General features: G+C 60.4%; 18 protein-coding genes. 10 read left to right on the top strand and 8 right to left on the bottom strand.

Annotated elements, in window-relative coordinates; all coding sequences use genetic code 11:
- The first annotated feature begins 25 nt into the window (after window positions 1-25).
- Together ACX80B_RS02980 and ctlX are read left to right on the top strand one after the other, a co-directional pair.
- Window positions 26-1,057: an ornithine cyclodeaminase gene (locus tag ACX80B_RS02980; protein ID WP_459292915.1), complete on the top strand. Its 1,032-nt coding sequence runs from the start codon at window positions 26-28 to the stop codon at window positions 1,055-1,057.
- A gap of 4 nt (window positions 1,058-1,061) precedes the next feature.
- The gene (gene ctlX / locus ACX80B_RS02975) at window positions 1,062-2,054 is read left to right on the top strand and encodes a citrulline utilization hydrolase CtlX (protein WP_459292913.1); all 993 of its coding nucleotides are present in this window, start codon (window positions 1,062-1,064) and stop codon (window positions 2,052-2,054) included.
- 61 nt (window positions 2,055-2,115) lie between these two features.
- Here ctlX and ACX80B_RS02970 read toward each other — a convergent pair whose 3' ends face one another.
- The 5 genes from ACX80B_RS02970 to ACX80B_RS02950 form a co-directional block, all read right to left on the bottom strand.
- On the bottom strand, window positions 2,116-4,698 hold the full coding sequence (locus tag ACX80B_RS02970) for a DUF4153 domain-containing protein (RefSeq protein WP_459292912.1): 2,583 nt from the start codon (window positions 4,696-4,698) through the stop codon (window positions 2,116-2,118).
- A 1-nt stretch (window position 4,699) separates the two neighbouring features.
- The gene (locus tag ACX80B_RS02965; protein ID WP_459292910.1) at window positions 4,700-5,395 is read right to left on the bottom strand and encodes a response regulator; all 696 of its coding nucleotides are present in this window, start codon (window positions 5,393-5,395) and stop codon (window positions 4,700-4,702) included.
- A 117-nt stretch (window positions 5,396-5,512) separates the two neighbouring features.
- The gene (locus tag ACX80B_RS02960; RefSeq protein WP_459292908.1) at window positions 5,513-6,292 is read right to left on the bottom strand and encodes a carbon-nitrogen hydrolase family protein; all 780 of its coding nucleotides are present in this window, start codon (window positions 6,290-6,292) and stop codon (window positions 5,513-5,515) included.
- 43 nt (window positions 6,293-6,335) lie between these two features.
- Window positions 6,336-7,679, bottom strand: coding sequence for an APC family permease (locus tag ACX80B_RS02955; protein WP_459292906.1), 1,344 nt, complete (start codon window positions 7,677-7,679; stop codon window positions 6,336-6,338).
- A 10-nt stretch (window positions 7,680-7,689) separates the two neighbouring features.
- Window positions 7,690-8,568: a carbon-nitrogen hydrolase family protein gene (locus ACX80B_RS02950; RefSeq protein ID WP_459292904.1), complete on the bottom strand. Its 879-nt coding sequence runs from the start codon at window positions 8,566-8,568 to the stop codon at window positions 7,690-7,692.
- 100 nt (window positions 8,569-8,668) lie between these two features.
- On the opposite strand from ACX80B_RS02950, the gene ACX80B_RS02945 reads away from it, so the two are divergent.
- The 5 genes from ACX80B_RS02945 to ACX80B_RS02925 all read left to right on the top strand — a co-directional run bounded on the left by ACX80B_RS02945 (window position 8,669) and on the right by ACX80B_RS02925 (window position 13,744).
- Window positions 8,669-9,427, top strand: coding sequence for a FadR/GntR family transcriptional regulator (locus tag ACX80B_RS02945; RefSeq protein ID WP_459292902.1), 759 nt, complete (start codon window positions 8,669-8,671; stop codon window positions 9,425-9,427).
- Between the two features lie 53 nt (window positions 9,428-9,480).
- Window positions 9,481-10,692: a M20 family metallopeptidase gene (locus tag ACX80B_RS02940; protein WP_459292900.1), complete on the top strand. Its 1,212-nt coding sequence runs from the start codon at window positions 9,481-9,483 to the stop codon at window positions 10,690-10,692.
- A gap of 11 nt (window positions 10,693-10,703) precedes the next feature.
- Window positions 10,704-12,029, top strand: a complete 1,326-nt coding sequence (locus ACX80B_RS02935) for a DUF3100 domain-containing protein (RefSeq protein WP_459292898.1) — start codon at window positions 10,704-10,706, stop codon at window positions 12,027-12,029.
- The gene (locus tag ACX80B_RS02930) at window positions 12,026-12,826 is read left to right on the top strand and encodes an isocitrate lyase/PEP mutase family protein (RefSeq protein WP_459292896.1); all 801 of its coding nucleotides are present in this window, start codon (window positions 12,026-12,028) and stop codon (window positions 12,824-12,826) included. Before ACX80B_RS02935 ends, ACX80B_RS02930 begins: the two co-directional genes overlap by 4 nt.
- Before the next feature lie 210 nt (window positions 12,827-13,036).
- Window positions 13,037-13,744, top strand: a complete 708-nt coding sequence (locus ACX80B_RS02925) for a hypothetical protein (protein WP_459292894.1) — start codon at window positions 13,037-13,039, stop codon at window positions 13,742-13,744.
- 235 nt (window positions 13,745-13,979) lie between these two features.
- Here the strand turns inward: ACX80B_RS02925 and ACX80B_RS02920 are convergent, their stop codons facing one another.
- Window positions 13,980-14,444 carry a hypothetical protein gene (locus tag ACX80B_RS02920; RefSeq protein ID WP_459292892.1) on the bottom strand — a complete coding sequence of 155 codons (465 nt, stop codon included), beginning with the start codon at window positions 14,442-14,444 and terminating at the stop codon, window positions 13,980-13,982.
- Window positions 14,445-14,636: 192 nt separating this feature from the next.
- Between ACX80B_RS02920 and ACX80B_RS02915 the strand changes: the two genes are divergently transcribed.
- Window positions 14,637-15,683, top strand: coding sequence for an NAD(P)-dependent alcohol dehydrogenase (locus ACX80B_RS02915; RefSeq protein WP_459292890.1), 1,047 nt, complete (start codon window positions 14,637-14,639; stop codon window positions 15,681-15,683).
- On the opposite strand, the gene ACX80B_RS02910 is transcribed toward ACX80B_RS02915, so the two are convergent.
- Window positions 15,680-16,840, bottom strand: coding sequence for an FAD-dependent monooxygenase (locus tag ACX80B_RS02910; RefSeq protein WP_459292888.1), 1,161 nt, complete (start codon window positions 16,838-16,840; stop codon window positions 15,680-15,682). The two genes, ACX80B_RS02915 and ACX80B_RS02910, sit on opposite strands and share 4 nt — an antisense overlap.
- Window positions 16,841-16,984: 144 nt before the next feature.
- Between ACX80B_RS02910 and ACX80B_RS02905 the strand changes: the two genes are divergently transcribed.
- On the top strand, window positions 16,985-17,491 hold the full coding sequence (locus tag ACX80B_RS02905) for a hypothetical protein (RefSeq protein WP_459292886.1): 507 nt from the start codon (window positions 16,985-16,987) through the stop codon (window positions 17,489-17,491).
- A 53-nt stretch (window positions 17,492-17,544) separates the two neighbouring features.
- Here the strand turns inward: ACX80B_RS02905 and ACX80B_RS02900 are convergent, their stop codons facing one another.
- The gene (locus ACX80B_RS02900; RefSeq protein WP_459292884.1) at window positions 17,545-17,964 is read right to left on the bottom strand and encodes a GlcG/HbpS family heme-binding protein; all 420 of its coding nucleotides are present in this window, start codon (window positions 17,962-17,964) and stop codon (window positions 17,545-17,547) included.
- Between the two features lie 116 nt (window positions 17,965-18,080).
- On the opposite strand from ACX80B_RS02900, the gene ACX80B_RS02895 reads away from it, so the two are divergent.
- Window positions 18,081-20,249, top strand: coding sequence for a malate synthase G (locus ACX80B_RS02895; protein ID WP_459292882.1), 2,169 nt, complete (start codon window positions 18,081-18,083; stop codon window positions 20,247-20,249).
- Window positions 20,250-20,779 lie beyond the last annotated feature (530 nt).

Raw genomic sequence — 20,779 nt, 5'->3', positions numbered from 1 at the left:
AGTAATCAGCTGAAAGGAAACGGAAATGACGCGCTTTGTAGATGTACGCAATATGGTGCGATGGGTTGCCAGCCAAGGGGTCGAAAGCATAATGCCGACCATGGTTGAGTATCTGGAAGACGACTTCCGCCGTTGGGAGCAGTTTGATAAGACACCACGTATCGCAAGCCACACTCCTTTTGGCGTTATTGAGTTGATGCCAACAAGCGATCATTCGACCTATGGATTTAAGTATGTCAACGGTCATCCATCTAATCCTGCACGCGGTTTCCAAACAGTTACGGCGTTCGGAGTGCTCGCCGACGTTCATAACGGATACCCCACTTTTCTCTCCGAAATGACGCTGCTCACCGCGCTCAGAACAGCAGCAACTTCCGCCATGGTGGCCAGGAAGTTGGCGCGCCCCAATTCCACAACTATGGCTATGGTCGGAACGGGAAGTCAGGCCGAGTTCCAGGCACTTGCCTTCCGCAGTGTGGTTGGCGTCCGGAATCTGCGCATATGGGATACGGACCCGCAGGCGATGGATAAGTTTGCGCGGAATTTGGAACCGCTTGGCTTTGATGTAACGCTCGCGACCTCAGCCGCTAATGCTGTGGAAGGGGCCGACATCATCACCACGTGCACAGCCGACAAAGCCGAGGCAACGGTACTTACCGCCGGAATGATTGCAGCAGGAGTCCACATTAATGCCATTGGTGGGGATTGCCCAGGTAAAACAGAACTTGAAGCCGCCATTCTTGATCGCGGTGACGTCTTTGTCGAATACACACCTCAGACCAGGATAGAGGGCGAGATTCAGCAGATGTCAGCTGACTTCTCGGTTACCGAATTCTGGCAAGTACTTACTGGAAATGCATCCGGTCGTATTTCCGCCGAGCAGATAACCATCTTCGATTCGGTCGGTTTCGCTGTGGCTGATTTCTCCGCTCTTCGCTGCCTACGGGATGCCGTCGCCGGTACAGAGTTCTTTGAGGAAATAGACCTCGTTGCGAATCCCGAGGATCCAAAAGACTTATTCGGGTTGGTCGGCGCGCTCTCTCCTGTCGGTTCTTGACAGTATGTCCGTTCAAGCGCCGACATGTGTCCTCCTGATCAGACCTCACAAATTCATGCCAAACCCCCTCACCGCCAGCGATAACGCCTTCCAAACAGTTGGGACAGAAAGCGGCTATGTGCTCGCCGGGAGGGCCCGCGACGAAGTCACGCGGCTGGCGCAAACGTTGAGGAATGCGGGAGTCACGGTCCACGTGTTCGATGACCACGAGCACACACGGCCGGACAGCGTATTTCCAAATAACTGGCTCACAACACATGCCGGCGGACACGTAGCCACTTTTCCCATGTACGCGCATAACCGTCGGCATGAGCGCCGGGGAGACATCCTCGACTTCCTCAAGACGCACTACCGTGTGCAGGACGTCATCGATTATTCAGGATTGGAACTGGATGACGTCTTTCTCGAAGGGACCGGGGCAATGGTATTGGACCACGACAGTCGCGTTGCCTATGCCGCAAGATCCCACAGGGCAGACCCAGTAGCCTTGGAGCGCTTCTGCACGAATTTTGGTTATGAGCCGATGATGTTCGATGCCACTGATGAGTCTGGAAAGCCGATTTACCACACCAACGTCATGATGTGTATTTCGACTGCCTTCGCCATGGTTGGTTTAGAGATGATTCGATCAAAGGCCCGACGACGGGAAGTTGTTGGGCGCCTCATGGACAGTGGACGAACGGTTATTGATCTCTCCCACCATCAGATCCGGGAATTCGCAGGCAACGCTATCGAATTGCAGGGCCCCCACGGTCGTTATCTTGCTCTCTCACACCGGGCTCTTCGGTCGCTGACTTCAAACCAAAAGGAAATCATTCAAAGCAGTTGCACATTGCTTACTGTAGATGTTCCAACAATTGAACTCGCTGGCGGCTCGGTAAGATGCATGATCGCGGGGATCCACCTTAGCCCTCGGCCCGTATGCGTTGAATCCATGTCCTCAACTGGTGCTGATCAATCGGCGAGCAACGGCGCCTATTCACTCAGCGTCCCGTGATCCCCTCCGTGAAGCTGCCGATGGCGCAGCGCCTTGCGCCGTGTCGATGTCGGGAGCCTCCTCATTGCCCGATCTGTCCCGGGCACTGACCGATCGGCGCCTGCCCGGAGCCATAGCCGGGCACATCGGCCGCCCGTACCCGTCCAAGGTTCCAAGCCAGCCAGTCGTTGGTGCTCCCGTCCGCGCCGGGCTGCTGGGTGATCACGCACCGTGCCAGTTCGGCAGGCAGGCCCTGTTCGATAACCGGTGTGGCATCCGGTCCGAGAGTGGAAAGGTAATTCAGATCCAGTTTGCCCGTCGCCTGGTAGCGCTCGATGTTCTGCTGGGCCACCCACGCCTCCGGATTAGCCAGACCAATGGCCAGCAGCAGCGCCGCACCCGAGACGAGTGCTGCCCGCGGCAGCCACCAGCCGGACAGTCGGATGCCGGCTACAAGCACCAGCAACACCAGGATGCCGAGCCAGACCTCGAACGCGTCAACGAGCACCCGCAGCACGGTGAAGCCGTAGGCCTGCTGATAGACCGCCATCCGGAACATCGCCGAAGCGACAACCACAAGGGTGAGCAAGCACAGGGTTCCCAAGACCACGCGCATCAGGAACTGATCCCTTTTGGTGGCCTGGGGTGCCTTCCGGACGGCCAGCGCGATGGTTGCGAGTGTCAGTGCCGTGGCGATGGTCAATTGAGCGAACCCCTCGTGTACGTACTCGGCGTAGCTCAGTCCGGTAGTGCTCCGGATGAAGGCGTGACCGCCCCACATCGCTGAGGCCTGCGCCACGACGAAGGCCAGGAACACTGCGATGACGACGCCGACGGGTACCAACCACTCCCACGTCCGGGTCACAGCCCGGGCCGGCGGCAACGCGACGGTCTCGACCTGTGGCGGGTTGAGCGCCAGGTAGCACCCTGCCAGCACCACGCCGCCAACCACGAACCACACGAAGGTGCGCAGCACGAGACTGTCGGCGATGTTTACTTCAGGTAGCACTCGCGATACCCAGGAGCCGAAAACTGCGTCACCGGAGGCGAACAACCCTCCGAAGACGACGAGCGCCACGAGCGAGATCGCTGCAGTGCGCAACACGGGCCACAGCATGCGGTGCCGGCTGGTTGCCGCCAAAGTACGGCGCAGCAGCGGCAGCCCGCGGATTCCGCTGAGCACCCAGGACGCTCCACCGGCGAGCATCGGGAGCAGGCGTTTGGCACCGGTGAGCGAGGTGGTGACAAGTACCCCGGCGGCCAGAACTGCCAGGACCGCCAACCACTCCGCCGCGCGCAATATGACCAGCGATCCCAGTCCAAGGCACAGGGTCGTAGCCAGTATGGTCCACGGACGACGGCGATTGGCCGACAGCGTCAGCATCAAGCCACCGGAGACCAGCAGCACCAGCAGGGTGCCGAGTCCGAAGTTGCGGTAGGGCAGTACGACGGCGGCAAGTATCCCGATCGCGATCGACGAGTAGAGCGCCACGGGTGCCGTCTGCAAACCGCGTTCGGGCCAGTAGTTGCCGAACAGTGAGCTGGAGAATGACGGCAGCTCAATGGTCGAGCCGCGGGCCGGACCGATGTCGTGGGAATGGGTGGTCACGGGAGTCTCCTCAGTGTCTGGGCGAGTTGGAGCAGGGTGGGTGGGGTTGCGCGGCAGCACCGCACGCACCCGGGCGCCAGTTTCGCCGTCGAGCCGGGGCAGGACAGCGATGGAGCCGCCGTGCAGTTGGCAGACCCAGCTGGCGATAGCCAGGCCAAGTCCGGTGCCGCCGCTTCGGTCGTCTCCCACCCAGAACCGGGTGAGCACCTTCTGCGCATCTTCTGTCGGGATTCCGGGGCCTTGGTCAGTCACCTCAAGAAACCACTCGTCGTCGTAGGCAGCGGCACGCACTTGCACAACACCGTCGGACGGGCTGTGCCTGACTGCGTTATCGAGCAGGTTCGTCACGACCTGGGCCAACCGCGCGGCATCCGCCTGGATCACCAGACCCTCCGTCTCGACCGATGCCTCAATGCGCACCCGCCTCCCGCCGACCTTCGACTCGGCAACCGCCTGGTCAAGGAGCTCGGCCACGGAGACCGGCGCGAGGTGGAGGGGCGCCGCTCCGCCGTCGACGCGTCCGACGTCGAGCAGGTCTTCAACCAGCCTGCTCAGCCGCTCTGACTGTGTGAGCGCACTCTGCAAAACGTCGTCGTCGGGCCTGACCACTCCATCGACAAGGTTCTCCAGCAGCGCCCTCTGTGCAGCCAACGGAGTGCGCAGTTCGTGGGACACCGTCGCCAGCAACTGACGCCGCTGTTGGTCGACCATGGCCAGATCGCCGGTCATCGTATTGAAGGCGCGCGCCAGCCTGCCCACCTCGTCCGCCGAAGTGGAACTGACGCGGACGGAGTGGTCGCCGGTCGACATCCGGCCGGCTGCACGGGTCATCTCCCGGAGCGGCGCCGTCATCCCACGTGCCAGCCACTGCGTGACACCCAGCGCGGCGGCGAGTGTTACCGGAAGGGTCAACCAGCCGGGGACCCCGGCACGGTTTCCCACTTGAAGCACGACGACGGCGGCCACAATGCTGAGCGCGACGAGCAGGCCAATTTTGAATTTGATCGACGCCACTCCATCCAGCGGACGAGTGCGGCGCGACGGATCCCCGGCCATGTCAGTACTCCAAGGCGTAGCCGACGCCATGGACTGTACGCAGCCTGGTGGCGCCGATCTTCGCGCGCAGGGACTTCACATGGCTGTCGAGCGTGCGCGTGCCGCGGGCGTCGGCCCATCCCCAAACCTCGGTCATCAACGCCTCACGGCTGTGCACGGTTCCGGGCTGCTCGGCGAGCATGGCGAGCAGGTCGAACTCCAACGGAGTCAGGTGAACCTCGGCGCCGTCGACCTGTACCCGGCGGGTGTCGCGGTGCAGTACGAGGTCGCGGACCGCCAGCGGTGGCTGCTGGGTGACGGCCAGCTCCTTGGCCCGGTCGACCCGCCGCAGCAGCGCCTGAACCCGGGCAACCACCTCGCGCATCCGGAACGGCTTGGCCACGTAGTCGTCAGCTCCCACGCCCAGACCAACCAACACGTCGGTCTCGTCCACCTTGGCGGTCAGCATCAAAACCGGAACCGGCCGCTGAGCCTGAATCCGCCGGCACACCTCGAGCCCGTCGAATCCGGGGAGCATCACGTCAAGGAGGACGAGGTCCGGCCCATGCTCTTCAAATGCTGTGAGTGCCCCGGGACCGTCGAAGGCACTGACGACGTCGAACCCCTCCGCTCGTAGCCTGTCGGCCACGGCCTGGTTGATGGTCGGGTCATCCTCGACGACCAATAATGTGCGCGTTGTCCCGCTCTCCTCCGTCATGCTTCGAGCCTACAATCGCGCCATATGGCCGGTGTGGGCGGGACATGTGGAAGAAGTGTGTAGGTTTGCCCGGAGACCGGGCGCACCGACGCGCCTCACGCGCTGAAGGGCTGCCTGTCAGAGCCGTCGCTGTTGCGCGAGAGGGAACAACCGCCGAACTTCGGCCACGCGCTCCAGAGGCAAATCGATGGTCTGGCTCATCGCTCCGCCGCCGCACTGCGCCAGCACCGCTCCTATCGGGTCCGCGACCAGGCTTGAGCCGATGGATACCGGTTCTGCCTGCGACACCGCCACTACGAAAACACCGTTATCCATAGCCCGCGCCCTCGTCAGGACGTTCCACTGATCCCTCTTGTCCGGACCGGGAACCCATGACGACGGCGCCAGAAGGACCTGCGCTCCGGCGTCGGTAATTGAGCGTGCCATTTCGGGGAACCGGAGGTCGTAGCAGGTGAGAATTCCGAAGACGGTACCGCCGACGTCGAATGTCACCGGCCGCAGGTCCGTGGCGGGTTTGATGTGCAGTGATTCCTGAAAGCCCTGGCTGTCGAACAGGTGGATCTTCCGGTACAGCGCGAGGCGCTTACCGTCTGGACCTATCGCAAGGATGGTGTTGTAGGCCCGGCCGGGTTCATCGGAACTTTCGATGAACCCGGCCACCAGTACAAGTTGATGCCGCTTCGCGATGTCTGCAAACCTCCCGGCCACAGGCCCATCAACCGGTTCAGCAACCGCGGCAAAACTGCTGTCCACCCGCGGCTTCTCGTACATGGCGTACTCCGGAAACACGATCATGCGTGCTCCGTCCCTGGCTGCGTTGGCGGCCATCTCATCCATCCGGTCCAGGTTCCGCCCGACGTTGGAGTCTGAGTCCAGCTGTGCCAGCGTGATTCGCATGTGGTTTCCGGCTTTCAGAAGCGGGTATTGGTGGTGAAACTTGTCAGACGGGTTCTTTCTCCGCTTCCGCCATTTCCGGAGGTGCGTTGCGGAAACCACGGGTGGCGATGGCCAGAACGATGACTCCGAGGCCGAGCCAGATCAGGCCGAGGGTGATCGCCGTCGGATCCAGCTGCGTGAGCAGGAATGCATCGATGAGTGCACCCACCGCCGGCAGCGCGAGGTAGGACACTACGTTGAGCCGTTGGCCTGCCTTCCGCTGCCTCATGTAATAGGCAATCACCGAAACATTTACCAGGGTAAAGGCCGTGAAAGCCCCGAAGTTGATGAACGAAGTGGACGTGGCGACGTCGAGGAAGATTGCCACCAATCCAACGGCTCCAGTGAGAATCAGATTGAACACCGGCGTATGGAACTTTGCGTTGATGTAACCGAAAATCCTGCGGGGCAGGACCGCGTCCCGCCCCATTGCATAGAGCAGCCGGGACGCGCTGGCCTGGGCCGCCAAACCGGAAGCAAACTGCGCGACGACGAGGCCGGCCAGGAAGATGGCACCGAAAAGCTGTCCGCCGATCTGCAAAGCAATGTCCGATGCCAGCGACGCCGAATCTTCGAAGGTCCCACCCGGGCGGATGAGCTGCGTTATGTAGGACACCGACACGAAAATGGCGCCACCAATAAGGGCGATCAGCATGATGGCTTTGGGCATATTTTTCTTCGGCTCGATCGTCTCTTCCGTCAGCGTGGTGACGGCGTCGAATCCCAGGAAGGAATACGCGGCAATGGCGGCGCCGGCCGCAATGGTGCTGAGGCTGGATGTGCTGTTGAAGAAGGGCTCCGGGCTGATTAGTGCTTCCGCGCCCGAGGTACTAACGAGAGTTCCGATGGTCAATGCCACGAAGATGGCGATGACCAGCAGCTGGAAGGCCATCAGCATGTAGTTCGCCTTCTCTGCGACCTTGATACCGATAATGTTCAGCAGCGTGGTGATGGCGACGAAGCCCAGAATCCACAGCCCGATCGGAACTCCCGGGAACTGCGCGTTGAGGTAGGAACCACCGATCAGCCAAATCACCATCGGCAGGAACAGGTAATCGAGAAGGATCGCCCAGCCCACCAGGAACCCGGTGCGCGGCTCAATCGACCGGCGCACGTAGGTGTAGGCGGAACCGGCCACCGGGTAGGCGACCGCCATCCGGCCGTAACTGTGCGCGGTGAACAACATTGCAGCGAGCGCCAGCAGATAGGCCGACGGCGATGCGCCGCCCGTTGCTTCAGCTATCACGCCGAAAATCGCCAGGACAATAAGCGGGGTCAGGTAGGCGAGTCCGAAAAGGACAAGCGACGGAAGCCGGAGCGTCCGTACGAGGTGCGGCGTTTGCTGCATGAGTGAATCCTTACGGGCGATGGACTTGCGGGGTCCAGGTCGAGGGGTTGATACGGCCCTGATACACGGGCAGTTCGATCGGAGCTTCATGTGAATGAAACTGCGACCACATGCGGTTCAGACCAGCAGTGCCGTGGGTTCGCACACGCTCTACGTGGGAATGATCGAGGTATGTTGAGAGAATCCCTGGCGCATCGCCGTCGAGCGCCTCTATCACGTTGCCCTCGGGATCGACGACGAGACTCTGGCCGCGCCCGGTAGGGCTGGCACAGTTGACGCTCACGATAAAGACCTGGTTGGTAATCGCGCTTGCCCGGGCCAGGACCAGTTCCTGCTCGCGGTCTTTCGTGGTTGTCTTCACGACATTGAGGATGACGTCTGCACCCATCCACGCGAGCTGTCGGCTGACTTCCGGGAACCAAGCGTCGTAGCAGATGGATAATCCCGCACGGCCGAATCCTTCGAGGTCGAAGGTGACGAAAGCATCGCCCGGGTCATACGGTTCGTAAGGCCGCCATGGAAAGATCTTGCGATAGCTGGCCGCCAGCTTTCCCTCTGGGGAGATAGCCAAAGCCGTATTAAACAGCTGCCCCTCAGGCCCCCGCTCACAGATGCTGCCCGGAACGAGCCATCGCTTCAGATCCCCGGCCAGCTCCTGGAGATCGCGAACCAGCGGACCGTCGAGAGGCTGGGCGGAATCCTGAAGCGCTTCTGTTCGCTGCTGGTCAGGAACGCCGTCACCGAAGAGATGCAGTTCCGGAAAGACCACCAACTGCGACTCCGGGTGGTTGTCCAGTGCGGCGCCAACCTCCGCCGCGAACGCAGACACCGGTTCACTAATCTGGCGTGGCTCCGCCTGAACGGCGAGAAGTGGCAAAACGTGTGACATGGCGAGGCACCTTTAGAGGAAAACTGATGTGACGCATGCAATATTAGATCAATTTGAGCTAATATCAAACCATGCGCGGAAACGCCGATATGGTTGGCCTATGAACGCTCCATCAAGGATGCTCGAAGAAGAGTCCGCGCTGCATACAGGAGCTCTGGCCAGGGTAGGCCGACGCAGCGCCATCGATGCCGTACGCGCGCGGCTTGCAACTGCGATTTGGCTCGGCCTGCTCAAACCCGGCGAAAAACTCCCGGGGCAGAAAGACATCGCGCTGGGCCTCTCCGTCAGCCCCATGACTGCCCGGCGTGCCATGGCGAACCTGGCAGAAGAGGGTTTAGTCGTTCGGCGTCGTGGCCGCGATGGCGGAACGTTCGTAGCCGAATACCCGCCCCAGGATGTCCTGAACCGTTTGCGGTCGGCGAGCGCCGATGCCCCCGCTATCCACGCACTCGTGGACCGAAGGCTGCTGGCAGAATGCGCAGTGACCCACTTCGCCGCTGTGAATGCCACCGACGAGGAGCTGGGACAGCTGGAAACGTTGACGCAGGAGATGGCCGCTGCAAAGAATTGGTCGGAGTACCATCAAGCAGACAATCAATTTCACCGTCTCGTTGCCGAGTCGTCACATCTGGGTGACGCCATAGAAGTCCATACTGCGGCTCTGACCGAGCTGTATGAGTACTTCGTCCCCTACCCCATCGAGGATCTACACCGCGCCAACGAGGACCATGTTGCCCTGGTGGCCGCCCTGATCCGACACGATGTTTCCGCCGCAGTGGAATTAGCCCGCTCGCATGTGGAAACGCTGCACCACACAATGTTTATGGAACTTATCCAAGAACGGCCCACCGAACCCTGAACGTCCGTTTAGAAATTGAACTCCATCCCTCCTGAATTGAACAGAGGTATCTAATGCCGGATATCGACCAAGCCATAAATCACAGCAATCCAGTTAACTCCGCCATTGCCAGCACGATTGCTGACAAGGCAGACCAGGTCCTGGAGCTGAGCAGGAGGATCCACTCGAATCCTGAAATCTCCTTCGAGGAAACCGCATCAGCGGCCGCACTCTGCCAGCTCTTTGAGGACGAAGGCTTCGACATGGCGCGCGGTTACGGCTCATTGCCTACCGCGTTCACTGCGGTCGCCGGCACCGGTCAGTTCACCGTAGGAATCTGCGTCGAATATGACGCGCTTCCGGGAATCGGCCATGGTTGCGGACACAACGTCATCGCCGGTGCAAGTGTCGCTGCCGCCCTTGGCCTCAAGCCGCTTGTCGATCAACTCGATATCAGGCTGAAGGTCATCGGCACACCGGCCGAAGAACATGGTGGCGGCAAGGCTGTACTGATCAGCGAAGGCGCCTTCGACGACGTCGATATCGCCATGATGATGCACCCGACGAACGAAACTCCCACCTACAACATAACCGGATCGACGTGCCAGGCAGTGGGGCGATTCCGTGCCACCTACACCGGTCGGGGAGCACATGCCGCCGCAAGTCCCAGCGCGGGCATCAATGCAGCGGACGCCGCGACTATCACCCAGGTAGCCATTGGTCTGCTGCGCCAACAATTGCCAGACACAAACCGCGTCGCGCTATTCGTCAGGGAAGCGGGACGGGTCACCAACATCATCCCCGATAAGGCCGTCGTCGAATTCGAGTGCCGGGCCACCACGCTTGCCGCCTACGAGGAGTTACTCGCCAAGGTGCGGCGCTGTTTTGAAGCCGGGGCATTGGCTACGGGCACGCAACTGGAGATTGAAGCGACGGAACCCTTGTACGAACCGCTGATTCAAGACGACCTGCTGGCGGCGCTGTGGAATGAATCGATCTCCTTCCTTGGCCACTCCGTCGAAGGTCGACTCCCGCTGCTGCCCGCTTCCACTGACATGGGGAATGTGTCCCAAAAAGTGCCGAGCATCCATCCTTTCGTAGGCATCCCCGGAGTTGGACATGCCCTTCACACGAAGGATTTCGCAGCAGCAGCGGATACACCTGCCGCCTACGACCTGATGTTCGATTCAGCTATTGCCATGGCGTGGATCGCCGCCACGATAGCCACTTCCCCAGATCATATTGAGACCGTTCGGTCCAACGCCGCAGCCCTTAACGAAATGTAGAAAGGCCCATCATGGGAACCGAAGTAGAAAAGACGGCAGTTCAACGGGCGCGTCTCGCAGACGTTGTGCCCATCCTTGCGGCCACACTCGTCATCGCCATCGTGTCCGAACTTATCGGCACTGTTGAGATTCCTGTCGGCCCGGCCGCAATCTCGATCTTCCCGATGGTATGGGGCATCATTATTGGCGCGATCATTTCGATCCAAAAATTCAAGCCGATGCCGCTGAAGCTCCAACGGGTAGCCAACAGTTTGGTGGGGCTCTTCGTTTTACTGCTGGTTGCCCGCCTGGCCTTCAACATCGGACCGAGCCTGCGCACCGTTTTCGAAGCTGGTCCGGCACTCCTGCTTCAGGAATTCGGCCACCTTCTCGGTACCATCGCCCTGGCACTTCCCCTGGCGGTGCTGCTGAGGATGGGCAAACCAACCATCGGTGCAACATTCTCCCTTGACCGCGAGCCGGCCTTTGCAATGGTCAGCGAGAAGTATGGTTCCGATTCCGATCAGTATCGCGGCGTACTCGCAATGTATGTGTTTGGAACGCTCTTCGGTGCCGTCTACATTTCACTGCTTGCCGGGCTCGTAACTTCGCTCGACATTTTCGATCCACTCGCATTGGCCATGGGCGCCGGAGTAGGTTCGGGTTCCATGATGGCCGCTGCGACGGCGAGCATTGCGGATGCCTTTCCAGCTCAAGTCGATGCGGTCCTCGCCTTGGCCGCCATCTCCAACCTGATTACAACCGTTCTTGGCGTGTACGTCGGAATCTACATTGCCCTCCCGCTGGCCGATAAGTTCTACCACTTCCTCACGCACAAGAAGACAGCGGCCCAGGCCGCCGATGAAAATTCCGCCGATAACCGTCAGTTCCGGGAAGCTGTGTCCGCCGGTACGGAACCAATTACCGTACCGCTCTGGATCGGCCTCGGAGGCATAACCATTATCGGCATCATCACCGCCTCGATAGTTGCTGGGGGCTTCAACTGGGACATCGTGCTCGGTTATCTCACCATGGACGCGCTATTGGTTATCAGCATTGCGTTGACGAAGGTTATGCGGTTCATTTACTCCATCGTCTGGGTAACGACCATCGGTGCGCTCATCTCGTCACCATGGTCGCCAATCGGCGAAACGCTCGTGCAGTATGTTACTGCTGTGGACTTCCTGTCCATTGCCACGGTGGTACTCGTTAGCGCTGGCCTCAGCCTCGGTAAGGACGTACCCTTGCTGCGCCAAATCGGCTGGAAAATTGTGCCTGTTGGGATCGTCGCCATCACCGCGTCGTTCGTCCTAGCCACTGTTATCGCAGAATTCTCACTCGGCTTCTGGGGAGTGTGACCACTGTGGACTTCGACAACTTCGCGGCCCTCCATCAACCAGGGAAACCATTGTTCCTGGTCAACGCGTGGGATGGAGCATCCGCACGCTGCCTGCATTCGGCGGGCCACAGTGTAATAGGAACAACAAGCCTCGGAACCGCCTACGCCGGAGGACAGCCCGACGGCGAAGGACGGACATTCGCCGACGTCCTGGCACTCGTCGAACAGTGTACGCGTCTCGGTATTCCGGTAAGCGCTGATATTGAGAACGGATTCAGTGACAACCCCGACGACGTGGTGGGCTACGTGCGTGAGATTCGTTCCGCCGGGGCAGTCGGAATCAACATCGAAGACGGCCGTGCCGACGATACCCTCATCCCGGTTGAGGTCGCGACGGAAAAAATCAAGGCAATATCCCGTGCCGCTCCAGGGCTGTTCATCAATGCCCGCACGGACCCTTACTGGATCAAGGACGAGGGATCCGATCGGGATAAGCATCAGACGGCCATCTCAAGGGCTGGCGCCTACATCCAGGCCGGAGCTCACGGAATCTTCGTCCCCGGTATCACCGGACAGGAGCCTATCCGCGCAGTTGTTTCGGAAATTCCGGCACCCGTGAATGTGCTGTTCAAACCCGGCGGCCCCACCCTCAGCGAACTCGCCAGCGCCGGTGCAGCACGGGTCAGCACGGGATCATTCCTCTTCAGGCTTTCACTCGGTTCCATTGAAACTGCCGCACGAGCCATCCAGGCGGATGAGCCCGTGGCTTCGGAGAGCGCGCCCAGCTATGCAGCTATCAACACACCACCCCAATAACGCCAACCGGAAACCGGAAGAGTACTTTAGCGGAGTACTTCAATAGGACTTGCTCCCCGGAAACGGTTCGGCTGACCCTGCAGTTGAGCCCCTTAGGTCCGCGCGTTGACATACCACCGGTTGAAGCTACACTTTATTCAGCGAGCCACTCTGGCCGCCTCGCACGGCTCTGCACGGCGATCACTCGCATCACATCACTTTGGGGGAATCATGCGTCATTCAGCGCGCAAAAAACTGGGCTTGCTGGCGGTTGGAGCCGTCCTCTCCTTGACGGCAGGGCTCATCTCGGTGCCGGCCGCGTCGGCCGCCACCCGCCCCGTCGAGGTCACCGGCTTTACGGCCAATAACATGGTGTTTTCGTCATCAGATTGCAAGTACAACACCGTAAAGGTGAAACGTACTGTATCCAGTTCAGTCGAGGACTTCTACATCGATACCGATGTCACCCGCAACGGCTACATTAAGAATTTTCTGATGTTTGGTGGCAGCGACGTATCCGAGCGGATGTTAATTTGTGGCAGCGACGGCCTCGGTGCTTACAAGATCGGCCCATCGGATATCTTCGGATACAAGTCGAACTACGACTTTTTGGATTACACGGACCGCACCGCCAAGACGTTCTACGTCCGAGGGAAAGCAAAGGCCGGCATCTCGTCGGCCCGCAAGGGCAACTACGTGACTGTCAATGTCTCCGCCCGCTACTACAACCCGTCCGCATATAAGTACTCGTACTATAGCCCGACCGGGGTGAAGATCCAGCGAAAGACGACGAGTGGCTGGAAGACCATCAAGACGGTCAGCCTCAGCAGCGGCAAGGCCAGCTACCGCACCTACAAGCCAGGAAAGGCCTACTACCGGGCTGTCCTTCCCCAGAGGGCCAAGACGACCTCGGACATCAGCGCCACGACGCTACGCTAGGTCGGCACGGGGCACATGCTGTTGCTCGAGTGCTAGCCATTCCATAGTTTCCGTGCCGAACGGATACAGCCGTGAACCGGCGGGAAGGGGTTCAGTCCCCTTCCCGCCGGTTCTGTGTCTCGTTATAGAGTCCAGTAAATTCGCGGCGCCTGGCCAATTGCCCAGTAGCCGCCGGCGACTGTGAGCGGTAAGCAGCTTCTGAGCCAGACGTGGATCTTCTGCGCCCAGCTCCTGCTCAGGCCTTGGCCCGGCCTCCCTTATCTGCCTCGCGGTCGTAGGAGCGGGCTAATTGCGCCAACGCGACCGCGGCAACGAGAAGCCCGAAGTCACGCAGGGCGACGTCGTAGAAACCGGAGTAGATCAGCAGGTTGACGATGATGCCGCCCAGCCAGAGCGCCACAACATAGGCTGCGTAGCGGGGTTTGATAGCGACCATGATTCCCGCCGCGACTTCTACAACACCAACGATGAGCATCGCCGTGGAGGCGCTGAAGGGCAGCATGCCGACGACCGAGGGCGCGAGATAGGCTTCCCAATTGGTCAGGACGTTAGCGAACTTGTCCAGGCCGAACGCGATCGGAAGCACAATGAATCCGATCCACAACATCAAAAATGCTCCATACGCCGGTTCCACCCGGGCGCGGTGCAGGGTGTGGCCCATTCCTTTAGTTGCTGGGGCCGGAATATCCATGGCAGCCATGACACTCTCCTTCTAAAAGCGATGCTGACAGTTTTAGAATCCGCCCGTTTTGTCGTTCTGTCAATAGGCATCCTGACCCACGTCCAGCAAATGGCTGAGCGGTTCGTTCTCCCACTGAGGAATAACGACGTCGGACTCTGACGTTTGGCAAATGGAAAAGAATTCAAGCAACACGATGTGCAGGAGTCATTTATGCCTACGACCGTTAATGCTTACGCAGCCCCATCCGCCACTGAGGACCTCATCCCCACCACTATCGAACGCCGCGACGTCGGCCCCGACGATGTGCTGATCGACATCAAGTACGCAGGTATCTGTCACTCGGATATCCACACGGTCCGCGGCGACTGGGGATCCCAGGCCTACCCGCTGGCACCCGGCCATGAGATCGCCGGGGTCGTTGCCGAAATCGGCTCCAACGTCACCAAGCACGCCATCGGCGACCGGGTTGGCGTCGGCTGCATGGTGAACTCCTGCGGCGAGTGCAAGAACTGCGTGGCTGGGGAGGAGCAGTACTGCCTCAACGGCAACACGGGTACCTACGGTGCCGTGGATCGCGACGGTTCCATTACCCAGGGCGGGTACTCCACCCACGTGGTGGTGACCGAGGACTTTGTGCTCCGGATCCCCGAGGGCATCGAGCTCGACGTGGCCGCACCGCTGCTGTGCGCAGGCATCACCACGTACTCGCCGTTGCGTCACTGGGGCGCCGGACCGGGTAAGAAGGTCGCCGTCGTCGGACTCGGCGGGCTCGGACACATGGCTGTGAAGCTGGCATCAGCCATGGGCGCGGAAGTGACAGTGCTCTCGCAGTCCCTGAAGAAGCAGGAAGACGGGCTCCGCCTGGGCGCCGAGCACTACTTCGCCACCAGCGACGAGAACACATTCACGGATCTGGCCGGATCCTTCGACCTGATCATCAACACGGTCAGCGCCTCACTTCCCATCAGCGACTACCTGGGCCTGCTCGCCCTTGACGGTGCGCTCGTCAACGTTGGTGCACCCGCCGAGCCGCTGCCGGTCAACGCGTTCTCGCTCATTGGCGGACGACGGTCCTTCGCCGGCTCCATGATTGGCGGCATCCGCGAAACCCAGGAGATGCTCGATTTCTGCGCCGAGCACCACTTTGGCGCCGAGATTGAGGTCATCCCGGCAGATAAGATCAACGAGGCCTACGAGCGCGTGCTCGCCTCCGATGTCCGCTACCGCTTCGTCATCGACACCGCTACGCTCAACTAGTCACGGACGGGCGGCGTCCACCGCTGGAGGGAGCGAACCTGCCGTGCCATGACGCCTGCCGGTGTGAGTCGGATGGCGGCATCCCGAAGCACGACGGCGGGTGCCGCCCGCAGCTGCGCGGCCCTTCCGACGAGCCGGGACCTGCGTGCCATCGGCTGAGTCCGCTTTCGACGTAGCGAGTCGTAGTGGTCCAGGATGCCGTCGATGTCGGGGGCCGTGCGCCGCGCGTCCGGTGCCAGCAGAGTGGCGAGAGTGGCTGCATCTTCCATGGCCTGGCCGCCTCCCTGCCCCAGATCAGGCGTCATGGCGTGTGCGGCATCGCCGAGCAGGATCGTGCGACCGCGCCGGATCGATGCCAGCGGTTTGGCCAGGTCGTGGATTGGGTGGCGGACGACGGCCGAAGGATCGGTGCCCTCGAGCAGCTGCGGGATCGGTTCGTGCCAAGCACCGAACAGGCGGCGGACCTCTGCGAACTCGTCGTCGATTACGGCCTCTTCCGGCATGTTCGCGACGGCGAACCAGTAGACGCGCCCGTCAGTCAGCGGGACCACCCCGAAGCGCAGTCCCCTACCCCAGGTCTCGCCCGCCTCCCCGCCGAGATCCACAGGTCCACGGGTGACGCCGCGCCAGGCCGAATAGCCCGAGTACCTCAGCCCAGGGTCGTTGGCCCATCCCGCACGCGTCGGGCTGCGGATCCCGTCGGCGGCGACAACCAGATCGTAGCGCTCAGTCCGTGTGCCACCCGCCGCCTCGGTGACTCTCATTTCCCTGCCACCACCCGGTTCCACCGTGCAGGTCGATCCGAGGTGAAGTGTTCCCGGCGTCAGGGCGGAGACCAGCAGGTCGTGCAGGTCGCTGCGGTGGATGACGCGGAGTTCGGGCAGCGCCCCAGGTGGCAGCATGGCCAACCATGTACCGTCCGGCCTGCGCTGGCCACCAGAGGTGACGGCGCCATGGCTATCGGTCAATTCCCGGAACCGCTGTCCGACGCCTATCGAGTCAAGGGCCGCCAGCCCGTTGCCGAAAATCGACAGCCCGGCCCCCACCGGTTCGATCGACGTGGCGCGTTCAAATACATCCACGTCGGCTCCATGGCGTTCCAGCCCGATGGCGGCACACAGCCCACCGATGCCCCCACCGATAATCCCCACGCGCATGAGCGGTCCTTCCGTTGCCCCAACTTTATCGAGCGGGATGGACGACGGCGGCACCAGGGTACCGCCGTCGTCGTGCCTTGCTGAAGCAGTCAGATAGCATGAGCGCTGGCGTACTTCCTGAAAGGATCTGGTCGGGCGATTTCTATGACAACTGAAGGTAACCAGCGCGGAACCACGTATAAGCATTCCTTAGGCCACGAAGACCTTAATTGGCTCTACATCACTGGCCCAAAGTTTGCTGACTTAAAGCGAAAGTCCTGGAACTGGGAAATTCTGGCCTGGGGCATAGTCGTCTTCTTTGTGGTCAGCGCTGTATATACGTTCGTTTCCGATTCGGAACCTACATGGATCGCATTTGTTCAATTTGCCTTGATCGTTGCGTTGTTGTCCGTAAGGGCAATACAGAAACGAACTCCTCGTGAATTGAGGAAAAAGGCGAAGCAGGTAAGGTGCCCTCAGATTCAGCAGTTGGCATCGAAGGAGAACCTTCCCTTTGAAGATGTTGCGGACGCGATTCGCCGCGCCATGGACCAGGAATTCCAAACAGTCCGCCTCAGTGAGTACAGGGACTTGACGTTCGACCCAAGCAGTATGCGTGACTCTCCTCCAGGACGGCAATCGGTCATCGTGGCGTCGAGGGATGATTCCTGAAGCTCACTTAGGTCAGGGACGAACGTCCAGGGGTGCGGTCGGCGAAAAGCGGGCTAATCGGCGTCGGCACCGATGGCGAGGAGCGTTGCGGCCGCAATGGAAGCATCTTGGTCTGGGGTGCCTCCGGCGACGCCGAGGCCGCCGACGTTCTTGCCCTCGAACTTCAGCGGGGATCCACCTTGGATGTTTGTGACCCGGCCGCCGGTGCCGAGCGGAAGCTGAATCGCAAACGCGTCCGACATCCAGCCGGTCTTCTTGCGAGTGGATGCACCGGTATCCGCTTTTCGGCGGCTCGTCTCGACGCTGTGTGGAGTGGCCCCATCGGCCTTGCCGAACGCCACCATGGTCATGCTGGAATCGACGACAGTGACGACGGCGAGCACACCGATTTTCGCGCCTTCGGCGATTGCCACGCTGACCGCGTTTTGTGCCGCTTCGTAGGTGATGTTGGCTGTCTCAAAGTAATTTCCCATGGTTCCTTCCGGTCGTTTAATCGCGCCCGATCTCAGCCGCCACGATTCCCGCTCTGATATATTCCACAGAGTAGACTCTACATTCCATGTTGCGAAAAAGTGATCAGGAGCAGCAAATGATGAACTATATCCAGGTCGGCGACCTCAGCGTAGCTACGCCCCTTTTCCGATTCGTCGAGGACGAGGCGTTGCCGGGCAGCGGCGTCGATTCCGGCGCATTCTGGGAGGGAGCGGCGAAGATTCTCCGCGATCTCGCGCCCCGCAACCGTGAGTTGCTCGTCAAACGCGACGAACTGCAGGCAAAGATCGACGACTACCATCGTGCCGCCCCTGGTAAGCCCGAGCCGACGGCCTACAAAAACTTCCTCACAGAGATCGGATACCTCGTCGAGGAGCCGAACGACTTCACAATCAGCACGACGGGGGTGGATACCGAGATCACTTCCCAGGCCGGTCCGCAGCTGGTAGTGCCGCTGCTGAATGCCCGCTTTGCCGCCAACGCCGCGAACTCACGCTGGGGTTCCCTCTACGATGCGCTCTACGGCACGGACGCGATCGCCGATGAGGGCGAGCTGGTTCGGAGTGCTGAATACAACGCCGCGCGTGGCGCGAAGGTAATCGCTATCGGTCGCAAACTGCTCGACGACAGCGCTCCACTTGAATCAGGTTCGCACGCCGACGCCATCTCGTACACGATCGACGGCGATGGCTTGGTGATCGCACTCGCCGACGGGAGTACCAACCGGCTCAACGACCCGGCCCAGCTCGTGGGCTATGCGGGCCCGCAGGACGCCCCGACGGGCATCCTTCTCGTCCACAATGGGCTCCACATGGAGATCCAGATTGATCCCTCACATTTCATCGGCGGCACCGATGCTGCGGGGGTGAAAGATATCGTGCTCGAATCTACGTTGACCTCGATCATGGACCTCGAGGATTCTGTCGCAGCGGTCGACGCCGACGACAAGACACTTGGGTACCGGAACTGGTTGCAGCTGAATCAGGGAACCCTCTCGGAGCAGGTGTTCAAGGACGGCAAGACCTTCACTCGCACCATGAACGGGGATCGCACGTTCAAGAGGCTCACGGGAGACCCCGTCACCCTGCATGGACGCGCTCTGATGTTCATCCGTCAGGTCGGTCATCTCATGACGACTGACGCCGTGCTCGACCGAGAGGGCAGTGAGATCCCCGAGGGCATACTGGACGCCCTGATATGCACGCTCGGTTCTCTCCACGACTTGAGGGGCCAGACGAATCTCAAGAACTCGCGCACCGGTTCGGTGTACATCGTCAAGCCCAAGATGCATGGACCCGAGGAGGTGGCGTTCACGGTCGAATTATTCCGCCGGGTCGAGGAGGTACTCGGTCTCGCACCGCTCACCATGAAGCTTGGCATCATGGACGAGGAACGGCGGACGACCTTGAACCTCAAGGCATGCATCGAAGTAGCGAAGGACCGCGTCGTGTTCATCAACACGGGCTTCCTCGATCGCACGGGCGACGAGATACACACGTCCCTTTACGCCGGCCCGTTCGTGAGAAAGGCCGACCTCAAGTCGCAGCGCTTTATCCAAGCGTACGAGGACTCTAATGTCGATACCGGTCTCGCGGCCGGATTCCAGCACCGAGCGCAGGTCGGCAAGGGCATGTGGGCGATGCCCAACCTGATGGCCGCGATGCTCGAGCAGAAAATCGCGCACCCGAAGGCCGGTGCCACAACTGCTTGGGTTCCGTCGCCGACCGCGGCGACTCTGCACGCCCTGCACTATCACGAGGTCGACGTATTCCTGTTGCAAGATGAGGTCAAGAAGAGAGCGCACGACGGCGTCGACCCGATCCTCGAGATTCCGCTGGCTCCGAACCCCGATTGGACGGATGAGGAGAAGCAGGCGGAGCTCGACAACAATGTGCAGTCCATCCTCGGCTACGTCGTACGCTGGGTCGACCAGGGCATCGGATGCTCGACGGTGCCTGACATCAACGACGTCGGACTTATGGAAGACCGGGCAACACTGCGGATCTCCAGTCAGCTTCTGGCAAACTGGCTGACCCACGGCGTCATCACCGAGGAGGATCTACTCAAAAGCATGCATCGTATTGCAAGCATCGTCGACAAACAGAACGCGGCCGACGCTCTTTACGAGCCGCTGGTCGGCCCGGATGGTCCTGGGCTTGCCTTCGAGGCTGCTCGTGACCTCGTGCTGCTTGGCGCGAGCCAGCCGAACGGGTACACCGAACCGATCCTGCACCGCATCCGCCGGGCGAAGAAGGCCTCCGGCTGATCTCGAACTTTTTCACTAAAGGGTCCCTGAAAGAGAAACCCCTCGCGGTGAGCTTGGCGGGTGGGAGCCGCTACGGCCGTGGCTGCCGATATAGCGCTCACAGCCGCAAGGGTGGGTGCCGGGAAACTATGCCCACGTCGCTGACTTTAGTCGGCGTTAGGCAGATCCCGTCACCTCACCTTGGATCCGGGCGCCGTTAGTTCAATATGCAAGCCCAATTATCTTCTCTAACTTCCAGAATATGACCAGCTATGCGCAGTAATTTCGCATGATGGAATTTGATTATGTGTCAGATGAAATAGCAATTCTGATGTTTTCGGCAAAAGCTGTTGACCGTGACTCTCATCACGCCTAGGCTCAGTTCACATCACAAAAATTATATTTCGTATTGTGGAATCTGGTCAGAGAGGACCAATTTGTGGATAACCTTGCAGTGCTTAGCCTTCTAGCTTTGTTGCCCATCCTTGTGGTGGGTGTTTTGTTGGCGGGATTTCGATGGCCGGCGAAGTTCGCCATGCCGGTGGGTTATG

The organism is Arthrobacter monumenti (assembly GCF_054511255.1).
The sequence above is the reverse complement of the archived record's forward strand: the minus strand, read 5'-3'. Positions and strand labels throughout refer to the sequence as shown.

Bases quoted from the DNA above. Each gene is read 5' to 3' on its own strand.
- ACX80B_RS02980 (WP_459292915.1), top strand. From the start codon at position 26: ATGACGCGCTTTGTAGATGTACGCAATATGGTGCGATGGGTTGCCAGC.
- ctlX (WP_459292913.1), top strand. From the start codon at position 1,062: ATGTCCGTTCAAGCGCCGACATGTGTCCTCCTGATCAGACCTCACAAA.
- ACX80B_RS02970 (WP_459292912.1), bottom strand. From the start codon at position 4,698: ATGGCCGGGGATCCGTCGCGCCGCACTCGTCCGCTGGATGGAGTGGCG.
- ACX80B_RS02965 (WP_459292910.1), bottom strand. From the start codon at position 5,395: ATGACGGAGGAGAGCGGGACAACGCGCACATTATTGGTCGTCGAGGAT.
- ACX80B_RS02960 (WP_459292908.1), bottom strand. From the start codon at position 6,292: ATGCGAATCACGCTGGCACAGCTGGACTCAGACTCCAACGTCGGGCGG.
- ACX80B_RS02955 (WP_459292906.1), bottom strand. From the start codon at position 7,679: ATGCAGCAAACGCCGCACCTCGTACGGACGCTCCGGCTTCCGTCGCTT.
- ACX80B_RS02950 (WP_459292904.1), bottom strand. From the start codon at position 8,568: ATGTCACACGTTTTGCCACTTCTCGCCGTTCAGGCGGAGCCACGCCAG.
- ACX80B_RS02945 (WP_459292902.1), top strand. From the start codon at position 8,669: ATGAACGCTCCATCAAGGATGCTCGAAGAAGAGTCCGCGCTGCATACA.
- ACX80B_RS02940 (WP_459292900.1), top strand. From the start codon at position 9,481: ATGCCGGATATCGACCAAGCCATAAATCACAGCAATCCAGTTAACTCC.
- ACX80B_RS02935 (WP_459292898.1), top strand. From the start codon at position 10,704: ATGGGAACCGAAGTAGAAAAGACGGCAGTTCAACGGGCGCGTCTCGCA.
- ACX80B_RS02925 (WP_459292894.1), top strand. From the start codon at position 13,037: ATGCGTCATTCAGCGCGCAAAAAACTGGGCTTGCTGGCGGTTGGAGCC.
- ACX80B_RS02920 (WP_459292892.1), bottom strand. From the start codon at position 14,444: ATGGCTGCCATGGATATTCCGGCCCCAGCAACTAAAGGAATGGGCCAC.
- ACX80B_RS02915 (WP_459292890.1), top strand. From the start codon at position 14,637: ATGCCTACGACCGTTAATGCTTACGCAGCCCCATCCGCCACTGAGGAC.
- ACX80B_RS02910 (WP_459292888.1), bottom strand. From the start codon at position 16,840: ATGCGCGTGGGGATTATCGGTGGGGGCATCGGTGGGCTGTGTGCCGCC.
- ACX80B_RS02905 (WP_459292886.1), top strand. From the start codon at position 16,985: ATGACAACTGAAGGTAACCAGCGCGGAACCACGTATAAGCATTCCTTA.
- ACX80B_RS02900 (WP_459292884.1), bottom strand. From the start codon at position 17,964: ATGGGAAATTACTTTGAGACAGCCAACATCACCTACGAAGCGGCACAA.
- ACX80B_RS02895 (WP_459292882.1), top strand. From the start codon at position 18,081: ATGATGAACTATATCCAGGTCGGCGACCTCAGCGTAGCTACGCCCCTT.